The sequence below is a fragment of the Clostridium sp. DMHC 10 genome (assembly GCF_001270375.1).
GTDB classification, from domain to species: Bacteria; Bacillota; Clostridia; order Clostridiales; family Clostridiaceae; genus Clostridium_S; species Clostridium_S guangxiense.
Window position 1 is genome coordinate 1,712,815 of the sequence record NZ_LGVB01000015.1, and the last position, 20,210, is coordinate 1,733,024.

General features: G+C 31.0%; 14 protein-coding genes and 3 pseudogenes. 8 read left to right on the forward strand and 9 right to left on the reverse strand.

The window, feature by feature from the left end; translation table 11 throughout:
* Window positions 1-262: 262 nt before the first annotated feature.
* The gene (locus AGR56_RS10355; protein WP_053242185.1) at window positions 263-1,123 is read right to left on the reverse strand and encodes an AraC family transcriptional regulator; all 861 of its coding nucleotides are present in this window, start codon (window positions 1,121-1,123) and stop codon (window positions 263-265) included.
* Window positions 1,124-1,482: 359 nt separating this feature from the next.
* Between AGR56_RS10355 and AGR56_RS21790 the strand changes: the two are divergent.
* The 4 genes and pseudogenes from AGR56_RS21790 to AGR56_RS10375 all read left to right on the forward strand — a co-directional run.
* Window positions 1,483-2,121: pseudogene (locus tag AGR56_RS21790) on the forward strand (HAD family hydrolase); the annotation flags it as partial.
* A 30-nt stretch (window positions 2,122-2,151) separates the two neighbouring features.
* Window positions 2,152-2,739: pseudogene (locus tag AGR56_RS23395) on the forward strand (SGNH/GDSL hydrolase family protein); the annotation flags it as partial.
* A gap of 172 nt (window positions 2,740-2,911) precedes the next feature.
* On the forward strand, window positions 2,912-4,399 hold the full coding sequence (locus tag AGR56_RS10370; protein WP_053242186.1) for a methyl-accepting chemotaxis protein: 1,488 nt from the start codon (window positions 2,912-2,914) through the stop codon (window positions 4,397-4,399).
* Between the two features lie 43 nt (window positions 4,400-4,442).
* Window positions 4,443-5,420: a 2-keto-3-deoxygluconate permease gene (locus AGR56_RS10375; protein WP_231016918.1), complete on the forward strand. Its 978-nt coding sequence runs from the start codon at window positions 4,443-4,445 to the stop codon at window positions 5,418-5,420.
* 72 nt (window positions 5,421-5,492) lie between these two features.
* Here the strand turns inward: AGR56_RS10375 and AGR56_RS10380 are convergent.
* The 3 genes and pseudogenes from AGR56_RS10380 to AGR56_RS10390 all read right to left on the reverse strand — a co-directional run bounded on the left by AGR56_RS10380 (window position 5,493) and on the right by AGR56_RS10390 (window position 8,403).
* Window positions 5,493-5,830, reverse strand: a pseudogene (locus tag AGR56_RS10380) (arsenate reductase family protein).
* Window positions 5,831-6,262: 432 nt separating this feature from the next.
* Window positions 6,263-7,795 (reverse strand): histidine ammonia-lyase, encoded by a 1,533-nt coding sequence (gene hutH / locus AGR56_RS10385; RefSeq protein WP_053242187.1) that lies wholly within the window; start codon window positions 7,793-7,795, stop codon window positions 6,263-6,265.
* A 164-nt stretch (window positions 7,796-7,959) separates the two neighbouring features.
* On the reverse strand, window positions 7,960-8,403 hold the full coding sequence (locus AGR56_RS10390) for a HutP family protein (RefSeq protein ID WP_278279608.1): 444 nt from the start codon (window positions 8,401-8,403) through the stop codon (window positions 7,960-7,962).
* 203 nt (window positions 8,404-8,606) lie between these two features.
* Between AGR56_RS10390 and AGR56_RS10395 the strand changes: the two genes are divergently transcribed.
* Complete coding sequence (locus AGR56_RS10395) at window positions 8,607-10,343, forward strand: methyl-accepting chemotaxis protein (protein ID WP_053242188.1); 1,737 nt, start codon at window positions 8,607-8,609, stop codon at window positions 10,341-10,343.
* Window positions 10,344-10,679: 336 nt separating this feature from the next.
* Here the strand turns inward: AGR56_RS10395 and AGR56_RS10400 are convergent, their stop codons facing one another.
* The 5 genes from AGR56_RS10400 to AGR56_RS10420 all read right to left on the reverse strand — a co-directional run bounded on the left by AGR56_RS10400 (window position 10,680) and on the right by AGR56_RS10420 (window position 15,854).
* Window positions 10,680-10,907 carry a hypothetical protein gene (locus AGR56_RS10400; protein WP_053242189.1) on the reverse strand — a complete coding sequence of 76 codons (228 nt, stop codon included), beginning with the start codon at window positions 10,905-10,907 and terminating at the stop codon, window positions 10,680-10,682.
* The gene (locus AGR56_RS10405) at window positions 10,865-12,100 is read right to left on the reverse strand and encodes a carboxylesterase family protein (protein WP_053242190.1); all 1,236 of its coding nucleotides are present in this window, start codon (window positions 12,098-12,100) and stop codon (window positions 10,865-10,867) included. The genes AGR56_RS10400 and AGR56_RS10405 overlap by 43 nt, the downstream gene beginning before the upstream one ends.
* A gap of 371 nt (window positions 12,101-12,471) precedes the next feature.
* Window positions 12,472-13,290 carry a carbohydrate ABC transporter permease gene (locus AGR56_RS10410; RefSeq protein WP_053242191.1) on the reverse strand — a complete coding sequence of 273 codons (819 nt, stop codon included), beginning with the start codon at window positions 13,288-13,290 and terminating at the stop codon, window positions 12,472-12,474.
* A complete protein-coding gene (locus tag AGR56_RS10415; protein WP_053242192.1) occupies window positions 13,287-14,177 on the reverse strand; it encodes a sugar ABC transporter permease in 891 nt (296 codons plus the stop codon). The genes AGR56_RS10410 and AGR56_RS10415 overlap by 4 nt, the downstream gene beginning before the upstream one ends.
* Before the next feature lie 363 nt (window positions 14,178-14,540).
* A complete protein-coding gene (locus AGR56_RS10420) occupies window positions 14,541-15,854 on the reverse strand; it encodes an extracellular solute-binding protein (protein WP_053242193.1) in 1,314 nt (437 codons plus the stop codon).
* A 473-nt stretch (window positions 15,855-16,327) separates the two neighbouring features.
* On the opposite strand from AGR56_RS10420, the gene AGR56_RS10425 reads away from it, so the two are divergent.
* From AGR56_RS10425 to AGR56_RS10435, 3 genes are all read left to right on the forward strand, one after another.
* Window positions 16,328-17,335 (forward strand): response regulator, encoded by a 1,008-nt coding sequence (locus tag AGR56_RS10425; protein ID WP_053242194.1) that lies wholly within the window; start codon window positions 16,328-16,330, stop codon window positions 17,333-17,335.
* Window positions 17,336-17,529: 194 nt separating this feature from the next.
* Window positions 17,530-18,957, forward strand: a complete 1,428-nt coding sequence (locus tag AGR56_RS10430; RefSeq protein WP_053242195.1) for a TldD/PmbA family protein — start codon at window positions 17,530-17,532, stop codon at window positions 18,955-18,957.
* The gene (locus AGR56_RS10435) at window positions 18,957-20,207 is read left to right on the forward strand and encodes a metallopeptidase TldD-related protein (protein ID WP_242851400.1); all 1,251 of its coding nucleotides are present in this window, start codon (window positions 18,957-18,959) and stop codon (window positions 20,205-20,207) included. The genes AGR56_RS10430 and AGR56_RS10435 overlap by 1 nt, the downstream gene beginning before the upstream one ends.
* Window positions 20,208-20,210 lie beyond the last annotated feature (3 nt).

The window sequence follows — 20,210 nt, forward strand, 5'->3', positions numbered from 1 at the left end:
TTCATACTAAAAATAATAAATCCTAAGATTTCACTATAAATAAATTATCTATAGTAAAATCTTAGGATGCATTTTTTTTATCACCTATATTGTATTTTTTACTACTTTTGTAAAAATATGTTTCAAATAAATATTTTCTTTTACATTTATTTGAAACGCAGTCTTGAGCAATTTATTATACCATAAAAAATCACAGTATTAATACAACAAATTTGGTTATCGCATTAAATAAAAATAAATTTAGTGTGACAACCCAATTCTTCTATTTTTCTACTACAGGTATCCAAACTTCGCTTCTATAATCTTCTGCATTTGGGTTTCCTGGTAAATAAATCTCAAATTCTGGACCATCTGCATGTTCATATTTAGTAGCTGGAAACCATTCTGCAAAGATTCTCTTTGTAACCTCCTGTATAGCATTTGGCATTGGTCCAATGCATTCAAAAATTGCAAAAGATAACTTTGGCACTTCTATAACTTTATAATTATCAATACCATCAAGTTTATCTCCCTCCACAGCTATACTGTAATCAAAACCCTGGGTTTCCATATCAAAGTTACTACAAACTCCCATAATACCAAGCTTTCCTTGATTCTGCTCAAGTGTTTTATACTGACCATTTTCCCAAACTTCGTTCCAAAACTTTGGTATTCCTTTAAAATTATCTCCATTTTTGCTGTTAAAACGTCTTGATATTCCTACAATTTTAAAGTTTTCTTTAACCTCAATCTTATAATTCATCTTTTTTTCTCCCTTTACTGTTATTTGAAAGGATAAAGGTGGGATAGCCTTAAGATTTCTTTTATTTTTTCTTGCTTCAGATGGTGAAATTCCATGCAATCTTTTAAAGGCCTTTGTAAATGCTTCTGGAGTTTCATAACCATACTTATACGCTATATCTATTATCTTAAGTTCACTAGAAAGAACATCTTTAGCTGATAGAGACAATCTCCTTTCTCTTATATAATCTCCAACAGTAATTCCAGTTAAAATCTTAAATATTCTAAGAAAATGAAATTTTGACATATGAGCAGCCTTTGCAACTTCACCAGAATCTATATCTATTTCTAAGTTTTCCTCAATATAATTCAAGGCTTTATTCATATCTGCTATCCAATTCATTCACTACCTTCCTTTCAAAACAAATTATAAGCTACTAAAAAAGAATTATCCTGTCATTCATTGCTTAAGAATGACAGACTTTATTATTTGGAACTACACTACATGAAAGTTTTAGAATCCACTTTTAGAATTTTTACAGGTAACCTGCTCTTTACTCTCTATTCTAATCAAATACTCATGAATTTGCTTCTTTAAATTTATATTTTCCATTTTATTGTACTTACTTTATTTATATCAACATCATCTTCTGCAATCAAAATATTTATATTTTCTCCTCCGTATTTACATTATTTCCTTCATTATATAAAATATATTATATATGAAAGTTTACACTTATTAAAATAAAAGGAGTAGATTTAATGTACAAATACATACTATTCGATTTAGATGGAACACTCACAAATTCAAAAGAAGGAATAACAAAATCAGTTCAATATGCTCTAAATAAGTTCAATATATCAGTTCAAGATTTAAATTCTCTTGAAAAGTTTATAGGTCCACCCCTAAAAGATTCTTTCATGGAATACTACGATTTTGATGAAAATAAAGCTGATGAGGCCGTAAAGTATTACAGGGAATACTTTAGCGAGAAAGGATTATTTGAAAATGAAATATATCCTAATATAGAATCTATGTTATCAAAGTTAAAAGACGCAGGACTGCATTTAATTGTTGCCACATCAAAACCCACTGTTTTTTCAGAAAAAATATTAGATCATTTTAATTTAGCAAAATTCTTTGACGCTATAGTAGGAAGTACCTTAGATGGTTCAAGGAGTAAAAAAAGTGATGTGATAAAATTTGTCTTAAAGAAAAATAAAATTAATCCTAATGAAGCACTAATGATTGGGGATAGAGAACATGATATCATAGGTGCTGCAAAAAATAATATAACTTCCATGGGTGTTACTTATGGCTTTGGCTCTCATAGTGAACTAAAAAAAGCTGGTGCAGCATATGTCGTTGATACTGTAAATGAAATAGCAGAAAAAATTATTTCACTAAACAAAAGAAATATATTTGTTATAGGTGATAGCGTTTCTATACATTACGGACCTTTCCTAAATAAAATGATAAAAGATAAATTTAATTACGATAGAAAACGCGGCATTGATCAAGCTTTAGTCGATTTAGATACCCCAGTAGGTGCAAACGCAGGTGACAGCCGAATGGTATTATCATATTTGCAGGAAGAATGCAAAAAAAATACTAAATACGATGTTCTACTTTTAAACTGTGGACTTCATGATATACGCGTCAATAGAGAAACTAATGAAATTCAGGTTGGAATTGAAGAATACCAAGAGAATCTAATTGAAATCATAAAATTATCAAAAACCATGTCAAATAAATTTATATGGGTTGGACTAACACCTATTATTGATAAAATACATAACTCTAGAAAAGAAGGCTTCTTAAGACACAGTAGAGATGCTGAAAATTACAATAATGCTGCCCTTCAAATTATGAAGGAATACGATGTACCATGTATTGATATGTACAATTTCACAAAGAACCTAGGTGAAGATATTTATTTTGACCATGTACATTACAAAGAAGAAATAAGAAAGCTACAAGCTGCATTTATTGCAGGATATTTAGACTGCATTTTATAAGCATATATTACTATTAATTTTATTCTACTTACGCAGCTTTAATAATTGCTTCTAAGAAATATAACAAATTTGTCCAAGATAGCGGTATAATAATATTTATGGCATAAAAAAATATATATCCGTTTGTATGTATTTTACAAACAGGGAAACTAAACTGTAAGGATGTGAAACTATGGAAAACAGCGTACTAACAAGCCACGTAAGAAAAGTAAATAAGATACTAATAATTTTATCTTGGATTATTGTTCTTATAGGAACAGTCGAATCTTTTACAAATTCAAGGTTTATGATTGCTTCACACTTTGAAATTATAATTGAACTTGTAGGCATTATAATTCCTACCGCATTATTTTATTTCAAAAAAAATGGATACTTAATAGCTGGCATAATGAGTTTTTCTAAATTTATTGCTATGTACTTAAACTCACTAATGAAAATGGGGCCAAGCATGGGAATCATTCATCTGGTATACCTATTTATTATTATTTGCTATGCTGCTCTTTATCTTAATGAAAAATTCCTTGTAATCACAGCTGCAATATATGATGTTTGTGCTGTTATTTTATATCTTGTTACTAGTTTTGCAAAACTACCTGATTTTGTTATAACTTTTGGTGTATTAAATGTTTGCACAATATTATTGTTTTTTGTAACAAAATGGGGAAATGAATTGATTAAAAATGCTTCTAAAAATGAAGCGAACGCACAGGAAATGTCTAACAATCTAAAAGAAATACTAAAATCCATTGGTGATAATACTTTAAGTCTCCATGATGATATTACCGATGGTATGAATAATCTTGATTTCACAAAAAAATCAAGTGAAGAGTTAACAGCTACAGTTCAAGAAGTAGCAAATGGTGTTACAAGCCAAGCACAAAGTCTTTCACAAATAAATGAAATGATCAATGATGCTGATAAAAGCCTTAATAAAACAGTTGAATTTTCAAATCAAATGTCAAATGTATCAAAAGAATCAACTAAAACTGTTGCTGTTGGAACAAATAAAATAGCTAAAATGGATGAACAAATGAAAATAATAGATACAACCGTAACCAATTCCTTAACTACTATTAGCGACCTTGAAAAAAGCATTGATAGCATTAATAGCTTCTTAGTAAGTATTAATGAAATTGCTAGCCAAACAAATCTGCTTGCACTTAATGCTGCAATTGAAGCAGCTAGAGCTGGTGAACATGGAAAAGGTTTTGCAGTTGTTGCTGATGAAGTTAAAAAACTTGCAGAAGACAGCACTAATACTGTACAACTGATTAATAAAATTATAGAGGATATAAGAGGCAAGGTAAACAATGTTATTGCAGTAGCACAAAACGGAAGTAATGCGGTTAAAATTGGAACACAAATGGGCAAGGAAGTTAATAAAAGTTTTAATGATATAGAAGCCTCCTTTAAAACAATTGATGATTACATAGAAAAGGAATTAGACTTAGTTAATAACACCAAATCTATATTTGAAAAAGTACGTGGTGAATCAGAAAATGTAGCAAGTGTATCAGAGGAAAATTCTGCTGCTACAGAGGAAATGTTTGCAACCTTTGAAAATCAAAATTCATCAATTGAGAAGTTATATGATCATATAAAAAAGATACAAACTTCAAGTGAAAACTTAACAAAGATTGCTAACCAAAAAGAAAAATAAAATATTTCTTAATTTATAACCTAGGGGAGTGGTAAAAATTCAATTGTTAAAAAAAATAAATAAAATTCCAGCTGGAACAATGATTATACCACTATTTGCAGCCGCAATTCTAAACACCTTTTGCCCCTGGCTTTTAAGAATAGGAAGTTACAGTAAGGCTTTAGTTTCTGACGACGGATTAAGAATAATGATGCTTTTAACCCTATTATTTACTGGAACTCAAATGAGATTTAGTGATATTCCAGAAGCCTTGAAGCGCGGTGGAAGTCATGTACTATTTAAATACTTGTCAGGTGCTGGTGCCTATATTATTATATTTCATTACTTTGGCTATAAAGGAATATTAGGTACTTGCAGTTTAGCAATTTTGTGTGCACTTACAAATAACAATGGAAGTTTATATATGGGATTAGCGCAAAGCTACGGGGACCACGCTGATCTTGTAGCAAGACCTATGTTTAATTTGAATTCTGGTCCTATGCTTTCACTACTTACTGTTGGAATTTCAGGAAGTTCCTCAATAAGTTGGGAAGAATATATGACCATATTAATTCCCTTATTAGTTGGAATTTTATTATCCTCAATTGATAAAGACATAAAAGAAGCAACAAAGTACGGAAATGCGTTAATTCTTCCTGTAATGGGTTTTGTTTTGGGTGCAAGTATTGATCTTTCTAAAATTATAGCAGCTGGCTTTAGCGGCATTTTTCTATTTATTATGGTTTTATTAATAACTGGCCCTGTTGCATTAATTGTAGATAGAGTTTTGCTAAAAAGGCCAGGTTATGGTGGCATGGCTACCGTATCTGTAGCTGGAAACACAATTGCTGTACCAGCAATGATTGGACAAATAGTCCCTCAATTTGCTCCTTATGTAAAACTAGCAACTGTGCAAATCTCTTGTGCTGCTGTACTTTCTGCAATATTGTGTCCATTTATAGTACAGTGGTTTGCAAAGCGATATGGATGTCCAAAATACGAAGAAAATTTTGGTAAGGGTCGAAATAATCTAGCATGTTAATTTTTCAAAAAGGTATCTCAATTTTATGCTGTTGCATTTATGAGATACCGGTTTTTACATATTTTTCTGAACTTAATCCCATTCTTTCCACACCTCTGGTTTATACCCAACCGTTGCTTCTTTGCCATTTCTAACTATTGGAGTAACATACACCTCTGGATTATTTAACAGTATTTCTTCTTTAACAGACTCAGTTCTTATGTTATCAAGATTTAAAGCTTTATATTTTTTGCCTTGGTATTTATTAAATTATTTAAGCCAACGGCAGCTTTGACACTGGCCAGTTCACCTTTGCTTAAGGCTTTTTCTTTTAAATCTATAAATTGATATTTTATTCTTCTTTCCTTAAAATATCTTTCTGCCTTTTTTGTATCAAAGCATTTTTTAGTTCCGAAAATTTGAATATTCATGTATATAAAACCTCACTCACAATTAATTTATTATTTACCTATAACTGTCGCATCATTTGGATCAATTTTCAAGACTTTATTAATAATTTTTTAAGCAAAGTCGCAGCTGTTACATTAATAATCAGCTTAAGTGGTTATACAAGTCCCATCCAATTCCATAGGTACGGAGGATTTTTTTCCTTGCACTACCGTAAAAGCTAAGTAGCAGTGATGATGGAACAATTTAAAAAGAATCCAATAAATCTTGATGAAAAAATCATAGAATACTTAGATATTTCAATCTGTCTGAGCGCCCAGCGAGTATAAACATACGCGGGGTTTGGGCTCTGCCCATTATCCTTCTAGAACTCAAATCAACCACTTTTTTTAAATAACCACTTAGATTTATGGATTCTTTTTAATGTTACAAGTCACTGCTACTTCGCAATATCTTTAGATTATAATCTTAACTTTTTCATCATCTTCAACACTTTTAACAAGCTCTCCGCTTGTTATTATATCTGTTACCTTATCAAGTTCTTTATACATTACCTTGTCTTCTTTAATATAATCAACTTTTTCTCTTATAATTTTATAAGCAATTGAAGTACCTTCCCCTAATTTGACTTCTTCTCTAAAATCAACTGCCTGACAAGCTGCCATAAGTTCTGTTGCCAAAACCCTCTTTGCATTTTCAAGTATCTGTCTTGCCTTTCTTGCAGCAATTGTTCCCATGCTAACGTGATCCTCTTGGTTCGCAGAAGATGGTATTGAATCTACACTAGCTGGATGTGCTAAAACCTTATTTTCCGATACTAAAGAAGCTGCTGCATATTGAGTTATCATAAAACCTGAATTAAGTCCTCCTTGTTCAGTTAAAAAAGCTGGAAGACCATTGCTAAGCTGGCTATTTACAAGTCTTTCAAGTCTTCTTTCAGATATATTAGCTATCTCTGAAATTGCAATTCCAAGAAAATCAAAGCTCAATGCCATTGGCTGCCCATGGAAGTTTCCTCCTGAAATTACATCACCATTTTCAAGAACTATTGGATTATCTGTAACAGAATTTATTTCTATTTCTACTCTTTCTTTTACATAATTAACTGCATCTTTACTTGCTCCATGAACCTGTGGTATACATCTTAGAGCATATGCATCTTGAACTCTAAGTTCTCCCTGTCTTGTTGTTAGTGTACTACCATTCACTAAACTTAAAATATTTTTTGAAGTATTTATTTGTCCTTTATGCGGTCTAAGCATATCAAGTCTATTGTCAAAAGCGTCTGTAATTCCTCTTAAAGCTTCAAGACTTAATGCAGCTGCAATATCACTTACCTTTAAAATTTCAATTGCATCATAAACAGCAAGTGCTCCAACGCCTGTCATTACTTGTGTTCCATTTATCAAAGCAAGTCCTTCTTTTGCAACAAGTTCAACTATTTGAATTCCTGCAAGTTCCATTGCCTTTCTTCCTGGCATTATTTCACCCTTATACTCAGCTTCCCCCTCTCCAATCATAGGAAGCACCATGTGGGCAAGAGGCGCTAAATCCCCAGATGCTCCAAGTGACCCCTTCTCTGGTATTATAGGATGAACTCCTTTATTAAGCATTTCAACTAAAGTTTCCAGAGTGCTAAGTCTTATACCAGAAAATCCTTTTGAAAGCGCATTTGCCCTTAAAAGCATGATTGACCTTACAGTTTCTGTTGGGAAGTTGTTTCCTGTTCCACATGCATGTGAGATTATGAGATTTCTTTGAAGTGTCTTGCAGTCTTCTTTGGAAATGCTCACATTTGAAAACTTTCCAAATCCAGTTGTAATTCCATATATAGTCTTTTCATTTTCAACGATATCATCAACAATAGCTCTTGATTTTTCAACTCTCTTTTTAGCTTCATCATCAATTTTCACTTCGTAGTTGTTTCTAGCAATAAGTGCTAAATCCTTCAGTGTTAAGCTGTTTCCATCAATAAAAATAGTATTCATATTATAATTTCCTCCAATTTTTATATATTAGTCTATGTTTTAAGACGCAAAAAGAGAGCAAGACTCACCTTAATGAATCTTGCTCCCTAAAAAACTATATAAAATGTATTTCTACACTTTAAACTCTGAGCATTAAATCACTTAAATAAAATATTAAATTTTAGCTAAACAGGATATATTCCAAGTCCTATAACTTCATGTTCATATCCTTTAACTGGTGCCCCCATATTGCCATATAAAACAACTGCTATCCAGCTTCCATCTTGTAAATCTCCTGGAAGTCTCGATCCTTTAACAATGGTAAATACAAGACCAGCCGTTCTAAGAACATTACCAAGTCCTATCTGACCGCGACAAACACCTTCGTACGCTTCTAAAACAGCATGATAAAGTGAATGTTCTTCTCTATAAATATTCTTTATAAATTTTTCTCTTTTTGCAACTGTTTCTATGGATGCAAAAATCTTGGAAGAATCCATTGCACCAACAAATCCTTTAAAAATTTTATATCCTTGATCTTCTGCCTTATTTCTAATCAACTCTTCATCACTATCAGAAGCCATGGATAATAACATTGCAACCTTTCCAATGCTTAAAGATTCAAACAATGTATTCACTTCCTTTTACATATAAATATTATTAATTTAATACTTAACAATACTGTTTTATTATAAATTATCAAAGAGTATATTGCAACTAAAAAAACTTATTTTCTTTTTCAATCTAAAAAGTAGATTTCCAAGTACAAATATGCTTTAATTATACTAAACAATATGCAGTTTTACTATACTAATATAAGGGGAATTAACAAATGAAAAAAGCAGGAATTAAATTCAATTTAACATTGCTAGTTATTTTAACTATAGTAATCACACTAACACTAGGCACTTTTTCATGGATTTCAATGAGCAATCTAATTGAAAATTCTAATTATAATTTAAAAACTGTAAGCGAATATACAACACTAGTAGATACCTCAAGAAGTGCTCAAGTACACTTTAAAAAGCAAGTACAAGCATGGAAGGACTTACTGGTAAGGGGACAAGATTCTAAGGCATATAATCAATATTTTAAAGAATTTCAAAATGAACATACAAAGGTTTTAGATGAATTAGAAAAAGTTAGAGCACTGATGAAAAAAAACAAATTAGATACCTCTTTACTTGACGACTCCATTACAACACAAAATGATATGTATAATAAATATATGGAAGCTATAAAAAATTATAATTCTAATAATGTTGAAAGCTATAAAATAATTGATAATATGGTCAAAGGAATTGATAGAGTACCTACTGATAATATGGATAAACTAGTGAAGCAAATTGAAAAAAGTTCAAATATACTAATATCAAACTTAGTAAAACAGGCCGATAGAGAAGGTACTAGAAATACAAAAACCCTATTAACTATTATTTTAGTAAGTATAACTTTAATATTATTTTTAACTGTATTAATTGCTCTTACTTATAAAAATATAGCTAGTTTTATTAAAGAGATGAAAAACATAATATTTGAAGTCGAAAACGGAAATCTAACTGTTCAAGGAAATATTCATTCAGATGACGAATTAGGCGAAATCACTTTATTATTTAATAAATTCATTTGTAATATTAAAGAGTTTTTTTCTTATACAAAAGAAATGAGCACAAGTGCAGCAAATTCCTCCAAAGAGATAATGGAAGCTTCTAGTGATGTTAGCAATGGAATAGAAGAAATTGCAAATTCTATGTCTGATATGTCAAAGGGAGCAACAAAACAATCATCCTCCGTTAACACTGCCAGTACTAGTATATTTGATATTGTAAACAGACTCAACACCATTTCTGATAGTATTAGTAATTCCAAACAGGCAGCAATTAATGCTAAAGAAGTTTCGGAAACAGGAGTAAAAACCGTAGAATATCAAAGAAATAAAATGGAGGAAAATAAGCAAGCTTTTGAGAAAATAAACAAAAACATAATTAAGTTATCAGAGCACTCTAAAAAAATAGGTGAAATTACCAATGTAATAAGGGGTATATCAGAACAAACAAATTTACTTTCTCTTAATGCCGCTATAGAAGCTGCTAGATGCGGTGAAAGTGGTAAAGGCTTTGCCGTAGTTGCTAATGAGGTAAAAAAATTAGCAGAACAATCTAATGATTCAGTAGAAAGTATAGGTTCTATAATAACTGATATACAGAATAGCATAAGTCAATCAGTATCAGATATAAACAACGTAAACATTATAATTTCTGAACAGGAATTGGCAGTAAACAATTCAACTGTTGCATTTAAAAATATAGCAGAGGCTGCCGTTCACATAGCAAATCAAATTAGCGAAATTTCAAATAATACCTCTGATTTAAAGGAACATGCATCAAGCGTAAAAAATGCTATTTTAGATATATCCGATGTTGCTAATTCAAATGCTGGTGTAACAGAAAACATAGCAGCTTCAACCGAAGAACAATCCGCTTGCGTTGAGGAAATAACAGCCTCCATAGAACAATTTGCCTCATTATCTGCCAAATTAAACAAAACCCTAGAAAGATTCAGAATATAATCCACTGGGGTTTGGGCGATAGCCCATGTGATATCTAAACTAAATATTAGTTTTCTCTTTAATCTGGGGTTTGGGCGATAGCCCATGTGATATCTAAACTAAATATTAGTTTTCTCTTTAATCTGGGGTTTGGGCGGTTAGCCCATGTGATATCTAAACTAAATATTAGTTTTCTCTATAATCTGGGGTTTGGGCGGTTAGCCCATGTGATATCTAAACCAAATATTAGTTTTCTCTATTTTGAATGTATTAGAGAGCTAGTAACCGTATTTCAACTAATAGTACAAAATGGGCATATACTTCATTTTTTGGTTTACTAAAGTAACCTCTTCTTTATTAAGATAGTCTCATCACTTGTTCTGGGAAATTCATCAGCGCATCAGGCTTATCTAATTTTTCCACATGTGCCTCAGCGTCAATTCTTAAAATATATTTTTGTTCTTTAGTAGACATGAACCATTTTGGCTTACCATTTATAACAAAATGTACATACATATCATGCAAAATATCTCCTGATTTTTTCACTTCCTCTTGTGATAAGACTTCAAGAAGCATTTCTGGCATGCTATCTTCCACAGTGCCATGATGTCAAATGCATGAAGCGCAGGTTGTAATTCATAACTGTACTGCCATACTGGAAGTCCTCTTTCTATTAAAATATCAGCTAATTTATAAGTGTGAGTTCTATACATATAATCAGAGATGATATCGCATTTCTTTTGAATTTTATCTTTTTCAGTGATGTCATTAAAAATTTTGCTAAATTCTTTTTCTGCATATACCGAATTATCACCAAAAAGCTGTTTAGCTATTTTGCTGAACTCTTCATTCTTAGTAAAGTAGCTGTACCATCCGCATTCATTTTTATTACAGCCAATAACTACGCTGCCTTTCCATCCATCTTCCTTTTTAATGTCCTGGCTCCAGGTACTTTGAATTACAACATCATCAGCCACAGGCCCAAAATAACAAGTAGATGCACTGCTGCTGCAAAACTCTTCATTTGCTTTCATTAAGCTGTCATTTTCTATAGTAAGTATATCTTCAATATTATTAAGCTTTAAAATCTTAAGAAAGCGTTTTGTTATTTCATGTGCAGTCTTGGTATCTCTTATGCTTTGAATTCCGCCACTTGATAATATAGCACTATGAAACAAAGCTTTGGATTCTTTTGCTACCATAAGTGCACCAATAGATTTAGCACCAGCAGATTCACCAATCACTGTAATTCTATTTGAATCGCCGCCAAAGGCAGCTGCATTATTATAAATCCACTTTAATGCTGCTATTTGGTCTAATGTACCGTTATTACCTGAAGTCTTGTATTTATCCCCAAGCTCTTCTCCTAAGTAAAGATAGCCCCACACTCCTACACGATAATTAAAACCTATATAGACAAAAGGCTCTCCCCTTAATAACCCGACCCCAGTCTTCACCTTTTTATCAGCTCCACCATTTTGAAACGCTCCACCGTATATATCAACAATAATAGGAAGTTTTCCTTTAAGATCTGGCGTAAATATATTCATACTTAAGCAGTCATTTGACATACCAAATTCCTCTTTTGCCTCTTTAGAACTTTGCCAGCATCTTGCACCACATTTAAAAGCCTTAAAAGTTTCCTTCCACTTTACTTCATGAGGTGGACAAAATCTCTTTGCCTTTGCAAATGGGATTCCAAGAAAAATTTGATATCCGTTTGAAACAAAGCCTTGAACTTTACCACTTGTGGTTTTTATAATATCTGTAACTATCATACAGTACTACCACCTTTCAAAAATAATCTTAGGGCTAAAACCTGCTTTCTTGCAAAATTCACTTAAAAACTCTGAAATCATAGTTGATGTAGCAAGAAAACTGAACTTTTCCTATGCAGAATCTCTCAAAGCTTAAGGACAGCACAAATGATAGAAGATAACAAAATAATTATCGGCTCTATCAACACTTATCTTGAACTAAAGATAAACCATAGGTGAGTAAACATGTACGAGGCTTAGGCTTTGCCCATTATCCTTCTATACCTTAAGCAAGTACTCGTTTAAAATTACCATTTAGATTTATAGAATTTTTTTAATGTTGCAAAGCAGTATCACTTTGCATTATTTATATAATGTTAACTAAAATAAAATTATCCTTTAACTGATCCAACCATTCCAGCTACAAACTGCTTTTGCATTAAAAAGAATACTAGAGCTGTAGGAAGTGTGGCTATTACTATTCCTGCCATAATCATTCCATAATCCGGTGTATAGGAGGAACCCATAGTTGAAATAATAAGAGGTACTGTTCTCTTTTCTGGGCTTTGAAGTGCAATAAGAGGCCACATATAATTATTCCAGCTAGACATAAATGTAATAATTGCCCCTGCTGCATAAGTTGATTTCATTACTGGAACATAAATTCTTGTGAATATCTGAAATTCATTTAATCCATCTATACGCCCTGCCTCCAAAATATCTTTAGGAAATGCCTTTGTATTTTGTCTAAAAAAGAATACTAAAAATGCAGTTGATATACTAGGAATTATCACTGAAGACATTGTATTTAAACCTACAATTTTAAAACTGCTGAACATTTTAAACAAAGGTACCATAAGTGCAGCAAATGGAACCATCATAGATAATAGCAATATATTAAATACTTTATCTCTAGCTTTACTTCTATATATTTCAAATCCATAACCTGCCAAAGATGAAACGGTCAACGCTAATATAGTTGTAATAATTGCTATTTTAGCCGAATTCCATATAGATAATGCGAAATTCAAATCAGAGCTAAAAAGATTATGAATGTTTTGGATAAAATAAGTTCCTGGAATTAAAGAACCTTTTGTAACATCTATTGATTTATTAGTCATACTTATAATCATCCATAAAAATGGAAAAATTGATATTATCGATATTAAAATTAAAAATATATATTCAAGCACCCTTTTACCATTTTTCATTTTTCATCACCTGCCACTTTAAATTGTATTATTGACAATATTATAATCATAACCACAATAGTGTAAGAAACTGCAGCTGCATATCCAAAATTAGAACTATATTTAAAGCTCAAATTATATATATACTGAGATATAGTAGTAGTTGCATTTCCCGGTCCACCTTGTGTTATATTCATAACTTCATCAAATAATTGAAGAGTTCCTATAGTTGAAGTAATAGTTGTAAACAAAATTATTGGTTTTAAAAGTGGTACAGTTATATTAAAAAATTGTTTTGCCGCCGATGCTCCATCTATTTTAGCCGCTTCATAAATCGATGCATCAATGTTTTGAAGTCCTGCTAAATAAAAAATCATATTATATCCAGTCCAGCGCCAGGTTATTGCAATAATTATTGTGATTTTAGCCCAAAATGGACTTGTAAGCCATTCTATTGGAGTAGCTATCAAGTGAATTTGCATTAAAAGTTTATTCATTAGTCCATCACTTGCAAATAAACTTTTAAATATTACAGAATATGCTACTAATGAGGTTACGCAAGGTAGAAATATTGCTGTCCTAAAAAACCCCTTTCCTTTAATTTTTTTATCATTTAAAAGAACAGATATAAATAAAGCAAGTAAAATCATTATAGGAACTTGTACTACTAAATAAATTAGAGTATTTGTAACTGCTTTTTTAAAAATTTTATCAGTAAATAATCTTTTATAATTTGAAAGTCCTGAAAATTTCAAATTATTCCCCACGCCTGATTTTAATGAGGTAATAAAAGCCTGGACCATAGGATAAAAAACAAATGTAATTATAAGTACTATGCTTAATATTGTAAAAAGCCAGCCTACAGCATTATATTTTTTCTGTAAGGCATTTTTCTTGTTAATACTCAATTTAAAGCCTCCTTTTTAGCAATATACTAGATAAATCCCTTGAAATGCAGAAAGTGTGTATTTGAAATACATCCCGATAAACTGGAAGTTGATTCAGAGCACAGAGTACAAAGTACAGTGAAGGTGGATTTACCTTTCGTTTCTCTCAAGTAAATCTTAGAACTTAATAGTGTCAGCTACGCTGAGCACTATATTTTAAGCGCTTTGCGTGCATTAAGTTTAAGATTTTTGTAGCGACAGCGGAGAAAAATCATCCTTCACTGTACTCTGTCCTCTGTACTTTGTACTCTGAGTTAAATTCCAGTTTGTCAGAATAACTTTGAATTAGTAATTCTAAAGTTCCAAACTGTCTAGCTATCTTTGCTACTTTGCTACAGCTGCTTCTGCTTGAGTCTGAGCATCCTTAAGAGCGGTATCTATATTGGCACCTTTTTTAACAATAGATTGAACTGTTGATGTCAAAATGTCTTCTATATTATAAGTGTATAATCCATAATTAACTGATGGTACTTGCTCTGTCCAATTAGAAAAATCCTGTAAAGTTTTTTGATTGTTATAAAACTCAACTGTTTTTTGATAATTTGATGTGGTTGAAGCAGATTTCAATGTACTTACAAGCCCAATCTTATCAGCAAGAGTATTAGCAAGCTCTTTGTTGCTTCCAAATGTCTCAGCAAGAAAATCAGCGGCTGCATCAGCATTTCCAACCTTCTTTAGAACATACCAGCCAGCACCTCCAATACTAGATGCATTTACTGAAGCAGATATTGTGCTAAGCTTTGGTATTGGAGCAATTGCCCACTTCTTACTTTGATCTGCTGCTTTAGTTATAGAACTTGAAATCCAACATCCTGTTGGTACAGATGCAACATCACCCTTTTGAAAGGCACTTACAAATTGATCCCAGTTTGAAACTGGCTTTACAATTCCAGCATCTATCATCTCTTTATAAATCTTAATGCCATCCTTTAAAGCCTCATTATTTTGCAGGTTTACAGTTTTTCCATCATCTTTTACATACCATTCTCCTGCTGACTGCATCATTATTCTAAGTATTCCTAAATCACTAGGATCTAGTGTAAGCATCTCCTTCCCTGTTTTTGCTTTTACAGCCTTACCAATTTCTATAAATTTATCCCAAGTAATGTTTTGCATATCTGATGTCTTATAACCCGCTTGCTCTATTAAATCAGTTCTATAGAATAAACCAGCTACACCACTATCAAAAGGAATTCCATACAGCTTGCCCTTATAGCTTTCTGGTTTAATTTTGTAATTCATAAAATTTGACTTACTTACTTTACTTGAAACGCCTTGAAACCAATCTGAATAAGATGTAAGAAAATTTTGTGCTCTATAATCTTCAATCAAAACTATATTGGGCAATCCAGAAGTAGTATTTGAACTTAAATTTGTATTCAATTTCTGAACTATATCATTTTGAGCCATCTCAACTACTTTTACTTTTACTTCTGGATGTTTCTTTTTATATATTGCCGCTGCTTCCTTCGCAGCAGGAACATTAAAAGTTCCATCCCATGCCCATACAACTAGCGATTTACTCCCGCTATTAGAAGCACTTTTATTTGATGTAGATGTACCACTTTGCCCACACGCCCCTAAACCCAGCGTCATAAATGCACTTAAAACAACAGCAATTATCTTTTTCGCTTTCATTAACTATTCCCCCTAAAAACTTAAATTCTATTTTAATCAACTTATAGGATTTACAGTTCAATTATTAAGTTGTGCATTTATCATAATGCCATGAATGTATCCATTTTGGAACATGCATAACTTAAGCTTGACCTTGTGAACCCTTTAGTTGTTAACTTTAAGTTAATTATAATTGAAATCGTTTAAATTTATTAGAAATATATTGATGTAAACTTGCTATATTTTGATGTGCTTAAATTATTGCCAAATTGTAAACTTGTATTTTTTTAAGATTCTATAAATATTTTTGTATACATTTACATAGCTCTACTTTGCCATTCTATTAATTGAAATAAATCATTTATTATCTTATAATAAAATATAAACAGAGATAAACCATTTGAAACTTCAAATTGATTTTGGTAGTTAGATTGGTTTATATATAGTAACATAATACTGAATAGCTTTTAAAATCTTTAAGGGAGTTGATCTTGTTGGATAATTTATGCAAAATTTTGATAGTCGACGATGAATATCTATTAAGACAAGGCATAAAGCACCTTATAAATTGGGAAAAAGAAGGCTTTGAAATTACAGGAGAAGCTTCAAATGGAAAAGAAGCTATTGAACTTATAGACAAACTTAAACCTCATATAATTATTTCGGATGTTGTTATGCCTGTTATGGATGGTGTTGATCTTTCAAGAATAGTAAAGACAAAATACCCCGAAATACAAATTATAATTTTAAGCAGCTACAGCGATTTTAAATATGTAAAGGATACCTTTAAGCACGGTATAAATGATTATATATTAAAGCCTAAGTTAAAACCAGAAGATCTCATTTGCCTTTTAAAAAACACAGCTGCCAATATTCCAAATTTTGTTCTCTCAACTCCCAAAAACCTTGAAGAATTGAATTTAAAAAACTTTTTAAATAAACTAATATCTGGTTTTGATGCGACTCTAGATCAAAAAAAGATCAAAAAATTTTTCCCTTATAACTCTTTTTTACTACTAGGCACCAATTTAAAAAAGTCAATTATTAATACTTCTTCAAATTCTCTATCACTTAAAGCTATTTTATCTGAAACCTGTAAAGATAATTTAAACAATGTAGTTTATTACGAGATAAATGTAGACAGTAATTTATTTTTACTTCTAATAAATTTTGATTTAACAAATAAAAGTAATATTGCAAAAAAAATAGACAAAATTTATCTAAACACTTCAAATAAATTTTCAAAAATATTTTTTGTAGTCAGCAAAGTTTTTGACTCCATATATAAACTTAAAGATGTTTATATATATGACTTTAAGTCTACACTTGGATACAAATTTTATTTAAAGGGTAAAAACATAATATACTCAAAAGATATTTTAAAAAACGATTCAAAGTATAAATTTGATTTTAAATATTATTCAAATCAAGTTTACATGCTTAACCTTGAAGCTGCATTAAATTATTTAAAAAATTATATTTCCTTTTGTATAAAAGTTTAACTATAAATGAATTTGATCTTAAGACACTTTTTGAAAATTCAACTTTATAGCATCATCAACATATTAGATGAACTCAGTTTAATATAGAAGAAATAAACGATTCCAAACGAGAATATTATATTATAATAATAATTATGAAATAACATAAATATAAAATAATATGTGCATAAAATTGCTGAAAGTGGGGGAGATCAATGAAGGTTAAAATGTCTGAGTTTTTGATAGAGAAAAGAGACATTGTTAAAAAATTAGTACATATATTATCGAAAGATTTTAAATATGTATCTGTTTTAGGTACTGATTCACATGGGAAAAAGTACACTGTTCGAAGGACAGGAGTAAATATTGGTGATTCATTTTGGAATGAGAGAGGCTTTGTAGTAAGAGTTTTTAATGGTGTTAACTATTCTGAATATTCCTTTAACAAATTAGATGATGATGATATTGATAAAATAGCATTAACTATAAAAAATAGAGTAAATACACAAATAAATAAATTACATAATAAAGCTAACATAACCAAATATCCAATTGTGGAAGATGAAAAAATAGATGGTAGTTTTATAGGTGAAGTTGATATTCTTCCTGAGGATTTTGGTGACAAGGATATAATTCATAAGCTCACTAAAGTAAAGGAAAAGGCTCTTTCATTTTCACAATTTCTTTTAGATGCACAGGTGATTTTTCATCAGGTTCAAGTATCTAAAATATTTATTTCTAATAATAAAGACTTATATCAATCATATATATGGAGCGAAGGTTATATAACAGCTTTAGCTAGAAAAGATAATAATACTAAGATTAACTACAATGTATTTTCAGGACTTAAGGGAGCAGAATTATTAGATGAGATGGATAGTAAGATTAATGATACTGTTGATACAGCAGTAAAGCTCCTAGATGCAAAGACTGTAGAACCAGGAGTATATGATGTTATATGTTCACCAGATGTATCTGGTTTAATTGCTCATGAAGCTTTTGGACATGGAGTTGAAATGGATATGTTAGTAAAAAATAGAGCTAAAGCTGCTGAGTATATGAATAAACCAGTGGCTTCTAAGCTTGTTACTATGCATGATGGAGCAACTTCAGCTAAACAAGTTTCTTCATATTTATTTGATGATGAAGGGGTACTTGGTACAGATACTGTAGTTATAGAAAATGGAATATTAAAAAGAGGTCTTTCGGATAAATTATCTGCGCTTAGGTTAAATATTAAACCAACAGGAAATGGAAAAAGATTTTCATTTGAAAGAAAAGCATACGCGCGAATGACTAATACTTTCTTTTCTCCTGGAAATGATAAACTAGAAGATATGATAGCATCCATAAAAAGAGGATTTTTATTAATGTGTCCTTCTAGCGGAATGGAAGATCCTAAAAATTGGGGTATTCAGTGTATGGTTAATTATGGAATTGAGATTATAGATGGTAAATTGACAGAAAATCTTGTTTCACCAGTGGTTTTGACTGGATATGTTCCAGAACTTTTAGAGTCGATTTCGATGATATCTGATAAAGTTCAAGTAGATGGCAATGGAGCTTGCGGAAAGGGATATAAGGAATGGGTAAAAGTCTCTAGCGGTGGACCATATATTAAGGCGAAGGTGAGGTTAGGATAATGATAAATAAAATAAAATCTATTTTGGAAGATGAAGATGTTAGTGAATATAAAATAATTGAAACAAGGACAAGCTCAGAAGAGGTATTTTTAGTTAAAAAAGATATTGATATGACTAGAAGCAAGGATGTACAACATTTTGAAATTACAGTATATAGAGATTTTAAAGAAAATGGACTCAAGTATAGAGGTAGCTCTGTTTTTAATATAGATCCAACAATGACAGAAGATGAAATTAAAAAACTCATAAGAGATAACATCTTTGCAGCTGGATTTGTGAAAAATGAATACTATGATATTCCTAAAATAAATAATGATAAATTGGAAAGTATATATAGTAAGTTTGCAAAAGGTGAACTTTCAGATTGGATGCCGAAGCTAATAGAGGCGTTGTACAAAAATGACGACGAAGAAAAGGGTGGAATAAATTCGGCAGAAATATTTTTGAATAAAAATTATAAGAGAATTATTGCATCATATGGTGTAGATTCAAGTTACTATAATTATGATGGTATGATAGAATTTATAACAACTTGGAAAGAAGAAGAAGAAATTGAACTATATAAAATGCTTACTTTTTCAGATTATGATCCGGATTATATATCAAATTCTGTAAAGGACATGATATTTTTAGCTAAAGAAAGAGCTAAAGCTAAAGAAACTGTTAGGTCTGGAAAATATAAGATCATATTAAGCGGATCTCCTGTAAAGGAAGTGCTAAGCTATTACGTTAATAATTCTAGGGCGTCTAATGTTTATAATAAAATATCTACTTTTAAATTAGCACAATTAATCCAAGGCAAAGAAGTCAAGGGAGATCTAATAAATTTAATACTTGATCCTAAAGTTAGAAACTCTATTTATTCTGAGCCTGTGGATGATGATGGTGTGGCTTTACATAAAATCACAGTTATTAATAATGGAAAACTTGAAAAATATCATGGTGATTTAAGGCACAGTTATTATTTGAATACTAAAGCAACAGGCGATATTAAGAATTTTGTTGTAGAACCTGGAAGTAAGAGTATAGATGATATGAGGAAAGAGCCATACTTGGAGCTTGTAGCATTTTCTGATTTTCAAATGGATTCAACAACAGGAGATTTTGGTGGAGAAGTAAGGTTAGGCTGGTATTTTGACGGGGAAAAGACCATTCCTATAACTGGCGGTTCGTTAAATGCCAATATAGACAATTTACATGATAACATTTTTTTCTATCAAAAGAGATCCAAAGTGAAAATGGATTTGTAGGAC

Coding starts and splice junctions, on each gene's coding strand:
- AGR56_RS10355 (WP_053242185.1), bottom strand. CDS start 1,123: ATGAATTGGATAGCAGATATGAATAAAGCCTTGAATTATATTGAGGAA.
- AGR56_RS10370 (WP_053242186.1), top strand. CDS start 2,912: ATGGAAAACAGCGTACTAACAAGCCACGTAAGAAAAGTAAATAAGATA.
- hutH (WP_053242187.1), bottom strand. CDS start 7,795: ATGAATACTATTTTTATTGATGGAAACAGCTTAACACTGAAGGATTTA.
- AGR56_RS10395 (WP_053242188.1), top strand. CDS start 8,607: ATGAAAAAAGCAGGAATTAAATTCAATTTAACATTGCTAGTTATTTTA.
- AGR56_RS10400 (WP_053242189.1), bottom strand. CDS start 10,907: ATGCCAGAAATGCTTCTTGAAGTCTTATCACAAGAGGAAGTGAAAAAA.
- AGR56_RS10405 (WP_053242190.1), bottom strand. CDS start 12,100: ATGATAGTTACAGATATTATAAAAACCACAAGTGGTAAAGTTCAAGGC.
- AGR56_RS10410 (WP_053242191.1), bottom strand. CDS start 13,290: ATGAAAAATGGTAAAAGGGTGCTTGAATATATATTTTTAATTTTAATA.
- AGR56_RS10420 (WP_053242193.1), bottom strand. CDS start 15,854: ATGAAAGCGAAAAAGATAATTGCTGTTGTTTTAAGTGCATTTATGACG.
- AGR56_RS10430 (WP_053242195.1), top strand. CDS start 17,530: ATGAAGGTTAAAATGTCTGAGTTTTTGATAGAGAAAAGAGACATTGTT.
- AGR56_RS10435 (WP_242851400.1), top strand. CDS start 18,957: ATGATAAATAAAATAAAATCTATTTTGGAAGATGAAGATGTTAGTGAA.